We start from the raw sequence: 15686 nt of genomic DNA, 5'->3' as shown, positions 1-15686 counted from the left end.
CCCTACAAAGCGGGCGTGTGGAGGGGGCCCGAGCGACCACCCCGGTCAGGGGGTGGAATCCCAGAGGCCACTCACGCACCCGGGGCTACCCTTGCCGATCGTGGACGACTCGACGCTGACGACCGTGGCCCTCGCGGCTGCCGTCGTCGCGGTGCTCGCGCTCGTCACGGCCGTCGTCGCGCTGCTGCGCCTGCGCGGCGTCCGGCGCGACTTCACGACCCTCGGCGGTGACGGCTCGACGGACATCGCCCGGGTCGCGGCCAACCAGAACCGCCGCATCGAAGGGCTCGCGAGCGAGGTCGCCCGGTTGCGCGAGCACGTGGCCACCGCGGAGGACGACGTGCGCCAGAGCCTGCGCAACGTCGCGGTCGTGCGCTACGACGCCTTCGGCGACATGGGCGGCCGGCTCTCCTTCTCGGCCGCGATCGTCGACGACGTCGGCGACGGCATCGTCATCAGCTCGATCCATGCGCGCGGTGAGTCGCGCACCTACGCCAAGGGGGTCGTGGGCGGCCGCTCCAGCATCACCCTGACGCCCGAGGAGCAGCAGGCGCTCGCCTCGGCCACCCAGGGCGAGACGCGCACCTCGGCTCCCACCGCCCTGCCCCATCCCGATCGCACGAAGGACGCGTCGTGACGCCGCCCCGCACCCCAGACGAGCTGCACCGCTTCGGCTACCTCGGCCCTCGCGGCACCTTCACCCAGATGGCGCTCGACGCCTGGGACGCTGCCGCCGGCCGCGAGCAGGTGCCCTTCGGCTCGGTCGACGTCGCCCTCGCCGCCCTGCGCGCGGGCGAGGTCGACGCCGCGATGGTGCCCATCGAGAACTCCGTCGAGGGCGGGGTGTCCGCGACGCTCGACGCGCTCGCCACCGGCGACCCGCTCGTCGTCATCGGCGAGGTGCTCGTGCCGATCACCTTCGTGCTGTGCGCCCGACCCGGTATGCCGCTCGGCGAGGTGCGCACCGTCGGCACCCACTCGCACGCCTGGGCCCAGGTGCGGGGCTGGATGGCAGAGCACCTGCCGGACGCCGTCTACGTGCCGACCCTGTCGACCGCCGCGAGCGCGGCGGCCCTCGGCGCTCCCGGCGACGTCATGTTCGATGCCGGCGTCTGCGCTCCGGTCGCGGCGCGCGACGAGGGTCTCGAGGTGCTCGCCGACGACATCGGCGACAACAAGGCAGCGGTCACCCGCTTCGTCCTCGTCGCCCGGCCGGGCACGCTGCCGGCGCCGACCGGCGCCGACAAGACGACCGTCGTGCTCTTCCAGAAGGAGGACCACGCCGGCGGCCTGCTCGAGCTGCTCGAGCAGTTCGCGGTGCGCGGGGTGAACATGACGCGCCTCGAGTCACGGCCGACCGGCTCGGCGATGGGCTCCTACTGCTTCTCCATCGACTTCGAGGGTCACGTCCAGGACGCCCGCGTCGGCGAGACCCTCATGGGCCTGCGGCGGGTGTGCGCCGAGGTGCGCTTCCTCGGCTCCTACCCCCGCGCCGACGGCGGCCGGCCCGGCGCCCGCCCCGGCACGACCGACGCCGACTTCGACGATGCCCGCGCCTGGCTCGACGAGCTGCGCGCCTGAGGCCACCTCGGGCGCGCGACCCGGCCGGACGGCATACCGCCGGTGGGGGGTGCGGCGTCAGCCGCGGGTGGTGACGCCGCCGCTCTTGAGGAAGAAGTAGGTCTCCTCGCCGACGACGCCGTCGGCGGTGATCGAGTTCGCCTTCTGGAACTGCGTGACGGCCCTCCTGGTCTGCGGGCCGAAGACGCCGTCGACCTCGAGCGTGCCGCCCGCCGCGCGCAGGGCCCGCTGCAGCGTCGTGACCTCGGGCCCCGTGGCCCCCTCGCGCAGCGTCGCGGTGCCGAGCGCGCGGCTGATGAGCAGCACCCACATGCCGCGGTCGATCCGGCCCGGGTGCGGCGGCGCTCCCTCGAAGCCCGACTCGACGCGCGCGACCGCCGCCCGGGTCTGCCTGCCGTAGACGCCGTCGACGATCACCGGCCCGTAGTCGGCGTCGTCGAGGAAGCACTGGAGCGCGCGCACGGCGGGGCCCTTTGCGCCCGGCTCGAGCACGGGGTATGCCGTGAGCGTCCGCTCGCACTCGCCCTGGACGTCCGCGTGGGCAGGCTCCGTGGAGGCCTGGCCGGCGGACGTGACGGAGCGGGTGGCCGTCGTGACGGAGGCGTCCGGGCCGACGGCATCGGCCGTCGCCGTGACCGCTGACGCAGACGAGGGCGGTGCGGGCGAGGTGCCGCACGCGGTCAGCGTCCCGAGCAGCATGACGACAGCGAGCCCGGAGCCGGCCGCAGCGTGCCGGCGGGTGGAGGCGGGTGTCGTCCTGCGCGCCATCGGAGCTCCCCTGTCATCGGTTGCCGACCATTGTGACCGAAGGCCATCGCGCAGGAGGCAGGTGAGAGGGGGCGTCGGCTGCTGCCTGCCGACGCCCCCTGGGCCGGGCGAGTGCGCGCCCGAGCCGTCTGGTCACCGGACTCACTGCCCCTCCGCAGTGCCCCTTGTCGTCCGGTGACCAACGCCCCCTGTGACCCTCAGAGCCGGCCGCGGCCGGTCTGATACGTCTTGGTCCGAAAAGTTCTCTATGGGCTCCGTATCAAAAGTGAGTACGCGAACTCTGTCTGGGTGTAAGTGTCATTGCGACACGTCGCCGTCGCCTGCAGGAGGTTCTTGATGTCCGAGTCCGGTCCCGGGTCCACCGGGGGTTCGAGCAACGCCGGGGGCGACGCACGACGTCCCACCCGCCCGCCCGTGCGTGCCCTCGACCCGGCCACGGCCAAGCGTCTCCTGGACGGGGACCCGCCGCGCCCGGCCCTCTACCTCTCGGACCGGCTCATCGCCCGCAACATCCCGCGCGACGCACCTCGCGATCCCGATGCCGAGGACCCGCTGGCCCAGGCGCTCAGGGGGCTGAGGCTCGGCTACCGGGTCGACCGGCGGCCCGGTGGGGGCACCCGCGACGTCACGGGTGCGGGCTGGGGGACGACGATCACGCTCGTGGCGGAGGACCCCATCGAGCCGGTCGATGCCTGGAGCATCCTCCAGGAGCTGCGCCGCACGGACGAGACGCTCGCGCAGGACCTCAGCCTCGAGCACGTCCTGCGTCCCGCCGACGGCTACTGGGGTGGCATCGGTGGCTACTGGGGCGGGATCGGGGGCTACTGGGGTGGCATCGGCGGTTACTGGGGCGGGATCGGTGGCTACTGGGGTGGCATCGGGCTCTCGGCGCTGCAGGAGTACGCCGTGCCGGGCCGCGGCGGCCGGATGCCGGTCAGCCTCGCCCTGCCCGACCCGGCGCTGCGTGCCCGCAAGGTCAGGCGCAACCCGGTCGTCGCCGTTCTCGACACCCCGATCGCCGACCACCCGTGGTTCCGCCACGACAGCCCCGGCATCGTGCGGCTGCGCTTCGAGGACGGCCGCCTCGTGCCCGAGCCGTCGACGCCGGCCATCTCCGCCCCTCCCGTCGACACGCCCACCCCGGTGGAACCGGTGGGCCTGCTCCAGGGCCACGCCACCTTCATCGCCGGCCTCATCCGCCAGGGCTGCCCGGAGGCGACGATCCTGTCGATCCCGGTCATGGACGACGACGGGGTCGTCGAGGAGAGTCACCTGCTCGACGTGCTCGAAGCGCTGCTCGCCCGTCACGTGGCCGGCCAGAAGCGGGGCGGCACGAAGGGCGACGTCGTCGACGTCCTCTCGCTCTCGATGGGCTACTACGCCGAGGACAGCACCTTCTCCTCCGGTCCGGTCCACGACCTGCTCGACCAGTTCGCCGCCGCCGGGGTCACGGTGGTCGCCGGCGCCGGCAACGACGGCACGGACGCGCCCTTCGTGCCCGCTTCGCTCGCCGCCGCCCTGCCCGGGCCGTCGGATGCGCAGGTGCCCCCGGTGTCGAGCGTCGGTGCGAGCAACCCGGACCGCACGACGGTGGCGCTCTTCTCCAACCCGCTCAAGGTCATCACCGCCGTGCGCCCCGGGGTCTCGCTCGTCAGCACGCTTCCGTTGACGGACGGGATGGGCCAGCCCTCCTCGAGCGTCCCGTCCCCGACCGGAGTGCGTTGCACGGTGGACCCGGACGACTACACCGGCGGTTTCGGGGTATGGAGCGGCACGTCCTTCGCCACTCCCGTCTTCGCCGCCGAGCTCGCCTCGGAGATCATCGCCGTCGCCGGGGACCGGCTGGGCGACGTGTCGGCCGCTGCCATGTGTGGGCGCGCCATCGAGGCGATCCGCAGCTGCATCAAGGAGGAGCCGAAGTGACCCCGACCCCGACGGCGCCCGACGGGCTCGGCACCCGCGCCGGCAAGGCCTTCGCCGCCTACATCGCCGGCGACCGCGAGCGGCTCTCGGAGCTCGTCGACCTCGTGACGCCCGTGCTGTGGAACGCCGCCCGGTCGCAGGGCGCAGCCGCGCCGATGTGCGAGGACGCCATCCAGACGGCCTTCCTCCAGCTCGTCGACCGGGCCGAGTCGATCAAGGAGCCTGCGGCGGTGCTCGGCTGGCTCGTCGTCGTCGTCAAGCGCGAGGTCTGGCGCCTGTCGCGGGGCTCCCGGCGCGAGATCGGCGTCGACGAGGTGCCCGAGGCCCCGACCCAGCAGCTCGACCCGGAGTCGCAGTCGATCCTCAGCGAGCGCCAGCGGGTCCTGTGGCAGCACATCTCCACTCTCACCCCGCGATGCCAGGAGCTGCTCCGGGTCATCGCCTTTGCCGACCGCCCCGACTACGCCGCCATCGCGGAGTCGCTGGGGATGCCGGTCGGCAGCATCGGCCCGACCCGTGGCCGCTGCCTCCAGAAGCTGAGGACGACCCTCGGCTCCGACCCCGGATGGGCGGTCTGACATGACATCGCACACGGAAGCCATCGACGCCCGCGACATCGCCAACCTCGGCCAGCTGCGCGACCTGTTCGCGCACGCCGACCCGGTGCCCAGCGACCTCGCCGAGCGGATGAAGTTCGCGATCACGGTGCACGCGCTGCACGCAGAGGTCGCCGAGCTCATGGACTCGGCCCTGCTGACCACCCGTGGCACCGACGCCAAGGTGGAGCCGACCCCGACCGACTCGGTCACCTTCACGGCGGCCTCGGTCAGCCTCATGGTCTCGGCCAGCCCCAGCGAGCAGGCCGACACGGACGCCCGCGTGCGGGTCGACGGCTGGGTCACCTCACCCGGTGCCCAGGTCGAGGCGGTGACCATCGAGGGCAGCGTGTCGCAGATTTCAGATGCGAACGGCCGCTTCGTTATGGATGATCTACCTCACGGGCCGGTGCATTTCGTCATCACCGACCCCGACGACGACGACGTGCGACCGGTCATCACCCCGACGATCCAGATCTAGGCCCATGACCGGCCCTGACGGAGAGGCCGGTTCGACTCATCGACCTGCTCGAGAGAGCGCGAACGCTGCGCGAGCGTGCGGCGGCCGACAACATGGCCGGCCGACCGCTCGAGGCTGCGCGCTCGCTGTCGGCGGCGCTCGAGGAGATCGAGCGGCTCGACGGCGCGGCCCCGTCGCGGGAGCGGCTCGAGCTGCGGTGCAACACGCTGATCACGCTGGCCCTGACCGACTACATGCTCTTCGGTCTCGATGCGGCCTCGGCGCGGTTCGCCGAGGCCGAGGTGGTGATCGCGGAGCTCGGCGACTCCGGGCTGCAGGCCCGGCTCGACTACCAGCGCGCCAGCATCTACGGCCGGGTCGGCGACCTCGCCTCGGCCTGGCACGGCCTCGAGGGAGCCGTCCAGCGCCTCGACGCCTTCACGCCCCGCGAGCAGTGCTCCGTGCACCTGAGCCGCGGCATGCTCGCCTTCGAGCTGTCGCGTCCGCAGCAGGCGCTCGAGTCCTTCGCCGAGGCGGCTCGCCTCGCAGCGGCGCTCGGCGGGGTCGAGCAGGAGTTCATGGCCCGTCACAACGAGGGGTATGCCGCCTACCTCCTCGGTGACATCCCGCGGTCCCTGGCCGGCATGGCCGCCGCCGAGCTGCTCGCCGCCGATGCCTACCGGGCACCGGCCCGCCTCGACCGGGCGAGGGTGCTGCTCGAGGCCGGTCTCGTGCGTGAGGCGACGGAAGCCCTGCACGCCGGGCTCGCAGACCTGCCTGACGAGGGCCACGACCAGATCAGGGCCGAGTTCGACCTCGAGCTCGCCAGGGCCGAGCGGCTCGCCGGGCACCTCGACCGGGCCGCCGTCGCGGCAACCTCGGCCATCGAGACCTACCGCCGGATCGGTGCGACGGCGTGGGTCGCCAAGGCCACGCTCGTGTCGCTGCTCGTCGACCTCGACCGGCAGCAGCGAGGCACCCGGCTCGGAGACGCGGAGGGCGGCGACGACGTCGCGGTGGCCCGGGCGGCAGCGGCGCTCGCCGACCAGCTCGTCGAGGTGGCGGGCGAGCTCGGCGACTCCGAGCTCGCCGACGGGGCCAGGGTCGTCGCGGCCCAGGCGCTCCTTCTCGCCGGTGACGCGCCGGCCGCCAACACGAGGTTGCTGAGCCTCGAGCGCGTCTCGTCGGCCTCGCTGTCCGACGAGCTCGACGCGGCCGCCGTCACGGCGCGGACCCTCGTCGCGACCGGAGACCTCGGCCCGGCCCGCCGCATCCTCGGCAGAGCCGCCCGCCGTCTCGCGGCCGGCCAGCAGGGCAGCGCCAGCCTCGACCTGCGCACGGCCAGGGCCGTGCACGGGGTGCGTCTCGCCGAGCTCGACCTCGACCTCGCCGTGCCCCGCGGCAGCGGCGCGGTGCTCGAGGCGCTGGAGCGCTGGCGCAGCGCGACCGACCGGCTGCCCTCCCTCGGGCGGCCCGACGACGAGCAGCTCGCCTCGCTCACCGAGCAGCTGCGATCGGTCCGGGGACTCATGCGCGGCGAGAGCGATCCGGAGGTGCTGCGCGATCTCGAGGCCGACGCCTCGCAGCTCGAGCGGCTGATCCGCGACCGTGACTGGGCGCTGAGCCGGCGCGGCACGGCCCGGGCGGTGCCGGTGCGGGTCCGCGAGGCGCGGGCACACCTGCTCGAGGTCGACCGCGACCTCGTCTGGTTCTTCCGCCACCGGGGGCGGATCGCCGGGGTCGGGGTCATCGGGGGCCGTGCGGTCCTGCGCGACCTCATGCCGGCCGATCGGGCCACCGAGCTCGCCCAGCGCATCCGGGTCGATCTGCGGGCGGCTGCGACGCACCATCTCGGGCCCCTGTCCGGCGCAGTGTGGTCGTCGCTGAGGTCGAGCGCCGCGGAGCTCGATGCGGGGCTGCTCCACCCGTGGCGGTCGAGCCGAGGGCTCGTGCTCGTCACCTGCCCCGAGGTGTCGGCCCTGCCGTGGTCGCTGCTGCCCTCGATGCGCGCCCGGCCCCTCACCGTCGCCGTCTCCCTGACCTCCTTCGCCCGGCGCGGCCTCGGCGTCGGACCCCCGACCACCGGCCCGGCGCCGGAGCCGCCGGTGGGCGAGATGGGAGTCCACATCAGCGTGGGGCCCGCGGTCCCACGCGCGTCCGCCGAGGCTCGCGCCCTGGCGCGCACCTGGGGCAGGCGCTCGCGGATCGCCGAGCCGTCCAGCCGGCAGGAGCTCGTCGCCGCTCTGGCTCGGCCGGGCATCGTCCACGTGGCAGCCCACGGCACGCACCAGGTCGAGTCCCCGCTGTTCTCCTCGCTCGTGCTCCACGACGGTCCGGTCTTCGCCCACGAGCTGCAACCCACCGGGGTGTGCGCCGACCACGTCGTGCTCTCCGCGTGCGAGGTCGGCCTCGAGACGGGCCGCCCCGGCCACGAGTCGCTCGGGCTCGCGCTCTCGCTGCTCTCGCTCGGGGCGCGCTCGGCCGTCGCCGCTGTCGCGCCCGTGCCCGACGACGTGGCAGCCGCGACGATGGCCCGCCACCACGAGCTGCTCGCCTCGGGCGTGCCGAGCGACGACGCCCTCGCGCGTGCCGTGGCCGACGTCGACGACGTGGCGGCGGCCTTCCTCAACCTCGGCGGCCAGCTGCGCCCCTGATCGGAGCGTCCGGCTCGGTGTCGGCTGGAGGGGTCAGGCCCCGTGCGCCGCCATGAGCTCCTTGAGGCGCCGGTCCTTGGCCAGGGCCATGGCGAGGGCGATCTTCTTCGCGTCGATGGCGATCTCGCGCAGCATCCCTGAGATCGGGTTCGTGAAGCCGTTGAACCACAGGCCCCGCGCTCCACGGGCGGTCGCCCCGCCACGCTCGACGGGGTGGCCCTTGGCATCGAGCAGCCCGAGGTGCCCGATGAGCGGCTCGAGCCCCTGCGAGAAGCCCGTCGCGAGCACGACGACGTCCGGCTCGAGGCGGCTGCCGTCCGAGAGCACCACGCTGTCACCGTCGAACGACGCGAGCCCGGCGACCGGCTCGACCCGCCCGGAGCGGATCGCGTCGATGATCCCGACGTCCTGCACCGGGATCGCGTTGTCGCGCTCCACGCGCGTCAGCAGTCCCGTGTCCGGTCTGGGCAGCCCGTATGCCGTGAGGTCGGGGGTCGTGGCCCGCTCGACGAGGGCGGCGGCGCGGTCGACGAGCGCGGCTGGGAGGTGGCGGACGGTGATGCCGGTGTACTGCGCGGCATACGGCCCCGCGGAGCGGCGCAGGATGTGGGGGATCGTGCGCACGGAGAGGCGGACCCGTGCGGCGCCGTGCTCGACGAGGTCGACCGCCAGCTCGGTGCCGGTGTTGCCGCTGCCGACGACGAGGACGTCCTTGCCGGCATACGGGCTGCCGTTGCGGTAGGTGCGCGAGAGGACGACCTCGCCCGAGAAGCCTTGCAGGCCAGGCAGATCCGGCTCGACAGGCGTGTGGTTGAAGCCGGTGGCGACGACGACGTAGGGCGCCGTCAGCTGCGACCCGTCACGGAGAGTCAGTGCCCAGCCGAGTCCGTCATCGGAGCGGTCGACCCGCTCGACAGCGGTGCGCAGGCGCACGTCGAGGTCGAAGTGCGCGGCATACAGCTCGAGATAGCGCACGACGTCGTCGCGCGAGACCCACCGGCCCATCCTCTTGGGGATGGCCATGCCGGGCAGGCCGGACAGCTCGCGCGGGGTGTGCAGGTGGAGGCGGTCGTAGTGCTGCCGCCACGAGCTGCCGATGGCGTCGCCCTTGTCGAGGACGACGCCGTGCAGGCCGCGCTTCTTCAGCGCGGCTGCGGTGGCGAGCCCGGCCGGCCCGGCTCCGATGATGTAGGCGTCGACGACGGGGCTGCGGTGGCTCACCGGGACAACGTAGCGGGCGGGGCCTCGCTCGTCCCGACATGGGCGCCGAGCCACTCGACGAGCGGACGCGCGTCACGCCAGGTGTCCCGCACCCGCGTCAGCGCCCGCCGGGTGTGCAACCACGGCGGCGTGCCGAAGTCGCGAACGACCATGAGCTCCTTGTGACGGAGCGTCTCGATGCGCGGGTGGTCGGCCGCATACCCCCTCGGGGCGGTCTTGACGGCCTCGCCGAGGATCTCGAAACCCTTGCCGCGCAGGGCGGTGAGCAGGCGCTCGAGCTCGAGGCCGGTGCTGGGGGCGCCGACCGCGGCGCGGAAGCGTGCTGTCGGTCCGGGGCCCGTGATCCGGAAGCCGCCGCCCGCCCGGAGCCCGTCGGCACTCAGCTGGACGTAGTAGCCGAGGCTCGTCCCGACGCCGACGAGCGCGCCCTGGTGCGTCTTGTAGGGCGACTTGTCGGCGCTGAACCGGATGTCGCGGTTGGGTCGGAACAGCCTGCCCTCGCCGAACTCGTCCTCGAGGGCGTCGAGCAGGGCGAGCATCGGCTCACGGACGTCGTTCTCGTAGGTGGAGCGGTGCTCCTGCCAGTGCTCGCGGCTGTTGTCGGCCTCGAGGCCTGCATAGAAGGCGAGGGCGCTGGGCGGGAACCCGGCGAAGGCGGCGGGGGTGTCCATGTGGCGACTCTGACACTGCTGCTGGCTTGTTAGGCAAGGCTTACCTGTGCTTTGCTGATTTCCGTCACGCCCCCGTGGCTTAATTCCTGAGAACTTCCTGAGAGAGGTCACCGTGCTCGCGAGCAACGCGCTGATCGGACTGCGAGAGGGGCTCGAGGCTGCCCTCGTCGTCGTCATCCTCGTGGCCTTCCTCGTCAAGACCGACCGCCGCTGGGCGCTGCGCTACGTGTGGCTCGGCGTCGGCGTCGCGGTCACCCTCTCGGTGGCCCTCGGGGCGCTGCTCACCTACGGCACGAAGCAGCTGTCCTTCGAGGCGCAGGAGATGATCGGCGGGCTCGCCTCGATCCTCGCCGTCGTCTTCGTGACCTTCATGGTCTTCTGGATGCGCACGGCCTCGCGCACCATCTCGGGCGAGCTCAAGGGCAAGCTCGACAAGGCGCTCGACCTCGGCCCGTTCGCGATCGCGCTCGTCGCCTTCCTCGGTGTCGGCCGGGAGGGCCTCGAGACCGCGATCTTCTTCTACGCGACGACCGAGGCTGCCGGGCAGGGCAACAACCAGCCGCTCATCGGCTGGGTCATCGGTCTCGGAGGCGCCGTGCTGCTGGGTTGGCTCATCTACCGCGGTGCGGTCCAGATCAACCTCGCGAAGTTCTTCCGCTACACCGGCATCCTGCTCATCCTCGTGGCTGCGGGCATCCTCGCCTACGGCATCCACGACCTGCAGGAGGCGCAGTTCCTCCCCGGCCTGGGCACCCTCGCCTTCGACGTCAGCGCGACGGTCGACCCGAGCAGCTGGTACGCCACGCTCCTCAAGGGCATCTTCAACTTCACACCGGCCACGACCGTGCTGCAGGCCGTCGCCTGGGTGCTCTACGTCGGCATCGTCCTCACGCTCTTCCTCCGGCCCGTCAAGAGCCGGCCAGCCGTCACCGCGCCCGCGTCCGAGCCGACGAGCGCCGTCGCCGCCTGACCTGACCGGCCCGGGAGCGGGGTCTCGCCGAAGAGCCCGCCACCCGGCATACCCCTCCCACGCACAGCACCACACTCACAGGAGCCTCATGTCCCGCCCGTCCCTGCGCCGCGCTGCGCCCGCAGCCCTCGCCCTGACCTGCGTCCTCGGCGTCGCCGCCTGCACCGACAAGGTCGAGACGAGCAGCTCGTCCACAGCGGCCGGCACGGGTGGCGCGGCCGGCCCCATCACCGTCAACGCGACCGACACCACCTGCGAGCTGTCGGCGACGACGGCCAAGGCCGGCACGGTGACCTTCGAGGTCACCAACGCCGGGTCGAAGGTCAACGAGTTCTACCTCTACGCCGAGGGCGACCGCATCGTCGGCGAGGTGGAGAACATCACTCCCGGCCTCAAGCGCGAGCTGAAGGTCGAGATCACCGAGCCGGGTACGTTCACCACGGCCTGCAAGCCGGGCATGGTCGGCGACGGCATCCGGGCGCCCTTCACCGTGACCGGCACGGCGACCGCCGGCAGTGCAGACCAGAAGGTGGCCAAGGCGATCGCCGACTACAAGGCGTTCGTCGCCTCGGAGGCCGACGAGTTCGTCGAGGGCACCGAGAAGTTCGTCGCGGCGGTCAAGGCGGGCGACGTCGCGAAGGCGAAGTCGCTCTATGCGCAGGCCCGACACCCGTGGGAGGCCATCGAGCCGGTCGCCGAGAGCTTCGGCGACCTCGACCCGAAGATCGACGGCCGCGAGGACGTCATCGCCGAGGGGATGGCCTTCACCGGCTACCACCGCCTCGAGAAGGACCTCTGGAAGGACGGCCTCCAGAAGGACTCGGGCGCCATCGCCGACCAGCTGCTGACCGACGTCAAGGCGATCGCGGCGAAGAGCAAGACCGTCGACCCGACGGCCCTGTCGATCGCGGGCGGCGCCAAGGCGCTGCTCGACGAGGTCGCGACCGGCAAGGTCACCGGGGAGGAGGAGCGCTACTCGCACACCGACCTCTGGGACTTCGACGGCAACCTCGAGGGCTCGCGCCAGGCGCTCGCCGCCCTGCGCCCCGTCATCACCGAGCGCGACCCCGCGCTGCAGAAGTCCCTCGACGCCCGGTTCACCGAGCTGTCCAGCCTGCTCGGCACGCACAAGGCCGGTGCCGACTACAAGAGCTACACCGCCCTCACCGATGCCGACATCAAGGCGCTGACCGTCTCGCTCGACGCCTTGTCCGAAGAGGTGTCGAAGGTGCCCGGCGTCGTGGAGGCCACGTGACGGCGCGCGCTCCCCAGCCCCGCCTGCCCGACCCGGCGAACGGCACCGGCGAGGTGGGCGAGGTGGGCGACGCCGGTGACGCCGGTGGTGTGAGCCGCCGTCGGCTCCTCGGCGTCTCGGGCACGGCGGCCGTTGCCGGCATCGTGGCCGGTGCCACCAGTGCGTATGCCGTGTCGCAGGCGAGCGCAGCCACCGCGGCGCAGGAGGCGGGACCCACGACGGCTCCGGCCCTCGGGCTCGATGCCGCGATCCCGTTCCGCGGCGAGCACCAGGCGGGCATCGTGACCCCGGCCCAGGACCGCCTGCACTTCGTCGCCCTCGACGTCGTGACGAAGGACCGCGCCCAGCTGCGAGAGCTGCTCGAGACGTGGACCCGGGCCGCCGAGCGGATGACGGCCGGCGCCGAGGCTGCACCCGGCGGGCTCGTCGGCGGTGGTCCGAACCGGGCGCCTGAGGACACGGGCGAGGCCTACGGGCTGCCGGCGTCCGGTCTGACGATCACCATCGGCTACGGCCCGTCCCTCTTCGACGACCGCTTCGGTCTCGCGGACCGCAAGCCGGCCGCGCTGGAGGAGCTGCCGCCCTTCGTCGGTGACCAGCTCGACCCGAAGCGCTCAGGCGGTGATCTCTGCATCCAGGCGTGCGCCAACGACCCGCAGGTGGCCGTGCATGCCGTCCGCAACCTCGTGCGGATGGGCTTCGGCGTCGTCGCGGTGCGGTGGTCGCAGCTCGGTTTCGGTCGCACGTCGTCGACCTCGACCGCCCAGGCGACACCGCGCAACATGTTCGGCTTCAAGGACGGCACCAACAACGTCAAGGCGGAGGAGCCCGAGGGGCTGGACCGGCACGTGTGGGTGGCCCCGGAGGACGAGAAGGGCGGCGGCGCCTGGATGGCCGGCGGCTCCTACCTCGTCGCGCGGCGCATCCGCATGCACATCGAGGTGTGGGACCGCACGTCGCTGCAGGAGCAGGAGGACGTCATCGGACGTGACAAGAAGGAAGGCGCTCCGCTCGGCCAGGCCAAGGAGTTCGACGCGCTCGACTTCGCGAAGAGAGGGCCGGACGGCACTCCGGCCATCCCGGTCAACGCCCACGTCCGCCTGGCCCACGAGAGCCAGCTCGGCGGCATCCGCATCCTGCGCCGCGGCTACAACTTCACCGACGGCTCCGACGGCGTCGGCCACCTCGACGCGGGGCTCTTCTTCCTCGCCTACATGCGCGACCCGGCCAAGCAGTTCGTCCCGATGCAGCGGGCGCTCGCGAGCAAGGACCTGCTCAACGAGTACATCGAGCACAACGGGTCGGCCGTCTTCGCCTGCCCGCCCGGGCTCCAGGACGGCGAGCACTGGGGACAGTCCCTTTTCGCCTGATTCTCGTCTAGCCTTGCGTGGGCGTCTTCCGTCCGGGGAGCGCTCCGGGCAGTGAGGACGTCATGAAGGCCGACCACTACGACAGCTTCGCGGCGCAGTATGCGCGGACCAACGAGACGGGGCTGTTCAACGCGTACTACGCGCGGCCGGCGATGCTCGCGCTGGCCGGCGACGTCGACGGGCGTCGCGTGCTCGACGCCGGCTGTGGCAACGGTCCCCTCATGGAGGCCCTTCGCGCACGAGGCGCCACGGTGTCGGGTTTCGACTCGAGTGCGGCCATGCTCGAGCTCGCCCGGCAGCGGCTCGGGGAGGACGTGGACCTGCGGGTCGCCGACCTCAGCGCGCCCCTGCCGTATGCCGACGCCGCGTTCGACGACGTCGTCTGCTCCCTCGTCCTGCACTACCTGCACGACTGGGCGGCGCCGCTCGCCGAGCTCCGACGTGTCCTCGAGCCCGGCGGCCGCCTCCTCCTCGCGGTCAACCATCCCCGCATCCTCGAGGCGAGCGACCCCCAGGCCGACTACTTCGCCGTCACGCAGTACTCCGACGAGTACACCTTCGACGACGGTGAGGCGTGGACGCTGACCTTCTGGCACCGGCCGTTGCACGCGATGACGGACGCGTTCACCGCGGCCGGCTTCCGCGTCGCGGTCATCAGCGAGCCGCCATTCTCGCCCGACACCCCGCGCGAGCTCCTCCCGCCGGACCTCGGCGACCGGACCGCCTTCATCTGCTTCATCTTCTTCCTGCTGCAGGCGGAGTGAGGACGGGCGGGGTGATGACGGCGGGAGCGTCCTAGAACGTCGACCCCGTGCGCCACGCCATCTCCTGCAGCTCGAACGTGTTGCCGTCGGGGTCGGAGAAGCCCGCGCCGCGCACCCCGCCGCCGAAGTCGTGGATCTCGCCGACCTCGACACCGCGGCTGACGAGCTCGGCTCGGGCCTCGTCGAGGTTCTCGACGACGAGGTGCAGGCCGCGGACGCTGCCCGGCTCACCGGCATACACGTCGAGTCCGGTGCCGAAGCCGACCGAGCAGCCCGAGCCCTCCGGTGTCAGCTGGACGACCCGGACACCCTCCGCGGGCTGCACGTCGACGTCCGTGGTGAAGCCGAGCTTGCCGGCATAGAAGTCGATGGCCCGGTCCACATCCGACACGGGTAGGGGCACGAGCTCCAGCTTCATCTGCATGGACCCATGCTGTCATCGCACGAACGGTCGAGCGCCTCGCCGCTCGGGCAGCCTCTGCCACCGACGCCCGAGAACCGAACGGCGCCCTTGCCCTGTGCGGTGTGAGCGTCGAGAGTCCTCGGGCACGTGCGGCGGTGGCGCATGTCGACTACCGCAGCCCCAGTTCGAGACCGGCACCGGCAACGGCGGGCTGACGCTACGGCGTGCAGCCGCTCAAGCAGTTGCGGCACCAGACCGCACAATGGGGTCTCCCGCTCGGCTGAGCCCTCCGGGACAACCCTCTGGAGCACCCTCCTCGAGTGAACGAGCTCACCCGCGACGCGCCGCTCCGAGCGCAGACGCTCTAGGTTCGTCGTCGTGACGGCGATGAGTGATGTGGTCGGGCAGGCGGTCGACGAGATGCGTGCGGCACTGACGCCAGCGTCGGAGCGGAGCTGGGACGTCACGGCGGGCGAGCTGGAGTGGACCTGCCGCGCCACGGCTGCCCACGTCGCCGACGATCTGTTCTCCTACGCCTCCCAGGTGATCGCGCAACCTCGCCGCGGTTACCTGCCGATCGAGGCGATGATCGATCCGGCGGCCAGCAACGTCGAGATCCTCGGCGCTGTCGCGATGTGCGGGCGGCTCTTGACTCTCGCCGTGGACGCGGCATCTTCCGACTCTCGCGCGTGGCACCCGTACGGGACGTCCGACCCCGACGGCTTCGCGGCCATGGGCGTCGTCGAGATCCTCGTCCACTGCTACGACATCGCCACCGGGTTGGGGGTCGCCTGGAGGCCCCCGGCGCAGCTGTGCATCCCGGTCCTTCAGCGACTCTTCCCGGGGGCGCCTCCGGGCGACCCCTCAGACGTCCTGCTCCACGTCACCGGGCGCCGGGCGTTGCCGGGCCTCGAGCGGCTCACGGACTGGTCCTGGGACTCCTCGGTGCCCACTGATCCCGGCGGCTCGGCAGTCTGACCGCTCGAGCACGTCATGGCATTGCCGGATTCATCGGCTCGTCGTGGTCCCCGACGACCGGGACGGTGGGGT

General features: G+C 72.4%; 15 protein-coding genes. 11 read left to right on the top strand and 4 right to left on the bottom strand.

Features of this window, described 5'->3' with window-relative positions; translation table 11 throughout:
* The first annotated feature begins 100 nt into the window (after nt 1-100).
* Both FBY41_RS06385 and pheA read left to right on the top strand, forming a co-directional pair.
* A complete protein-coding gene (locus FBY41_RS06385) occupies nt 101-637 on the top strand; it encodes a DUF4446 family protein (RefSeq protein WP_141842482.1) in 537 nt (178 codons plus the stop codon).
* On the top strand, nt 634-1581 hold the full coding sequence (pheA, locus tag FBY41_RS06380) for a prephenate dehydratase (protein WP_260439586.1): 948 nt from the start codon (nt 634-636) through the stop codon (nt 1579-1581). Before FBY41_RS06385 ends, pheA begins: the two co-directional genes overlap by 4 nt.
* A gap of 57 nt (nt 1582-1638) precedes the next feature.
* Here pheA and FBY41_RS06375 read toward each other — a convergent pair whose 3' ends face one another.
* Nucleotides 1639-2349 (bottom strand): peptidoglycan-binding domain-containing protein, encoded by a 711-nt coding sequence (locus FBY41_RS06375; RefSeq protein ID WP_141842481.1) that lies wholly within the window; start codon nt 2347-2349, stop codon nt 1639-1641.
* A gap of 336 nt (nt 2350-2685) precedes the next feature.
* Here FBY41_RS06375 and FBY41_RS23800 point away from each other — a divergent pair, with 336 nt between their 5' ends.
* From FBY41_RS23800 to FBY41_RS06355, 4 genes are all read left to right on the top strand, one after another.
* Nucleotides 2686-4272, top strand: a complete 1587-nt coding sequence (locus FBY41_RS23800; RefSeq protein ID WP_141842480.1) for a S8/S53 family peptidase — start codon at nt 2686-2688, stop codon at nt 4270-4272.
* A complete protein-coding gene (locus FBY41_RS06365) occupies nt 4269-4850 on the top strand; it encodes an RNA polymerase sigma factor (RefSeq protein ID WP_260439585.1) in 582 nt (193 codons plus the stop codon). Before FBY41_RS23800 ends, FBY41_RS06365 begins: the two co-directional genes overlap by 4 nt.
* Nucleotide 4851: 1 nt before the next feature.
* Nucleotides 4852-5349: a hypothetical protein gene (locus tag FBY41_RS06360; RefSeq protein WP_141842478.1), complete on the top strand. Its 498-nt coding sequence runs from the start codon at nt 4852-4854 to the stop codon at nt 5347-5349.
* Nucleotides 5350-5441: 92 nt separating this feature from the next.
* Nucleotides 5442-7982, top strand: a complete 2541-nt coding sequence (locus FBY41_RS06355; protein WP_141842477.1) for a CHAT domain-containing protein — start codon at nt 5442-5444, stop codon at nt 7980-7982.
* Nucleotides 7983-8015: 33 nt separating this feature from the next.
* On the opposite strand, the gene FBY41_RS06350 is transcribed toward FBY41_RS06355, so the two are convergent.
* A complete protein-coding gene (locus FBY41_RS06350) occupies nt 8016-9203 on the bottom strand; it encodes a flavin-containing monooxygenase (protein ID WP_141842476.1) in 1188 nt (395 codons plus the stop codon).
* Nucleotides 9200-9874: a DUF2461 domain-containing protein gene (locus FBY41_RS06345; RefSeq protein WP_141842475.1), complete on the bottom strand. Its 675-nt coding sequence runs from the start codon at nt 9872-9874 to the stop codon at nt 9200-9202. Before FBY41_RS06345 ends, FBY41_RS06350 begins: the two co-directional genes overlap by 4 nt.
* Before the next feature lie 112 nt (nt 9875-9986).
* Between FBY41_RS06345 and efeU the strand changes: the two genes are divergently transcribed.
* From efeU to FBY41_RS06325, 4 genes are all read left to right on the top strand, one after another.
* Complete coding sequence (gene efeU, locus FBY41_RS06340; protein WP_141842474.1) at nt 9987-10844, top strand: iron uptake transporter permease EfeU; 858 nt, start codon at nt 9987-9989, stop codon at nt 10842-10844.
* Nucleotides 10845-10932: 88 nt separating this feature from the next.
* Nucleotides 10933-12099, top strand: a complete 1167-nt coding sequence (gene efeO / locus FBY41_RS06335; RefSeq protein WP_141842473.1) for an iron uptake system protein EfeO — start codon at nt 10933-10935, stop codon at nt 12097-12099.
* Nucleotides 12100-12161: 62 nt separating this feature from the next.
* On the top strand, nt 12162-13469 hold the full coding sequence (gene efeB, locus FBY41_RS06330; RefSeq protein WP_221629233.1) for an iron uptake transporter deferrochelatase/peroxidase subunit: 1308 nt from the start codon (nt 12162-12164) through the stop codon (nt 13467-13469).
* 62 nt (nt 13470-13531) lie between these two features.
* The gene (locus FBY41_RS06325) at nt 13532-14233 is read left to right on the top strand and encodes a class I SAM-dependent methyltransferase (protein WP_141842472.1); all 702 of its coding nucleotides are present in this window, start codon (nt 13532-13534) and stop codon (nt 14231-14233) included.
* 31 nt (nt 14234-14264) lie between these two features.
* Here FBY41_RS06325 and FBY41_RS06320 read toward each other — a convergent pair whose 3' ends face one another.
* Nucleotides 14265-14657 carry a VOC family protein gene (locus FBY41_RS06320; RefSeq protein WP_141842471.1) on the bottom strand — a complete coding sequence of 131 codons (393 nt, stop codon included), beginning with the start codon at nt 14655-14657 and terminating at the stop codon, nt 14265-14267.
* Nucleotides 14658-15023: 366 nt separating this feature from the next.
* On the opposite strand from FBY41_RS06320, the gene FBY41_RS06315 reads away from it, so the two are divergent.
* Nucleotides 15024-15614 (top strand): hypothetical protein, encoded by a 591-nt coding sequence (locus tag FBY41_RS06315; protein ID WP_260439638.1) that lies wholly within the window; start codon nt 15024-15026, stop codon nt 15612-15614.
* Nucleotides 15615-15686 lie beyond the last annotated feature (72 nt).

The organism is Humibacillus xanthopallidus (assembly GCF_006716675.1).
Taxonomy (GTDB): Bacteria; Actinomycetota; Actinomycetes; order Actinomycetales; family Dermatophilaceae; genus Humibacillus; species Humibacillus xanthopallidus_B.
Note: the sequence above shows the minus strand (reverse complement) of the source record. Positions and strands in the feature narration are given on the sequence as shown.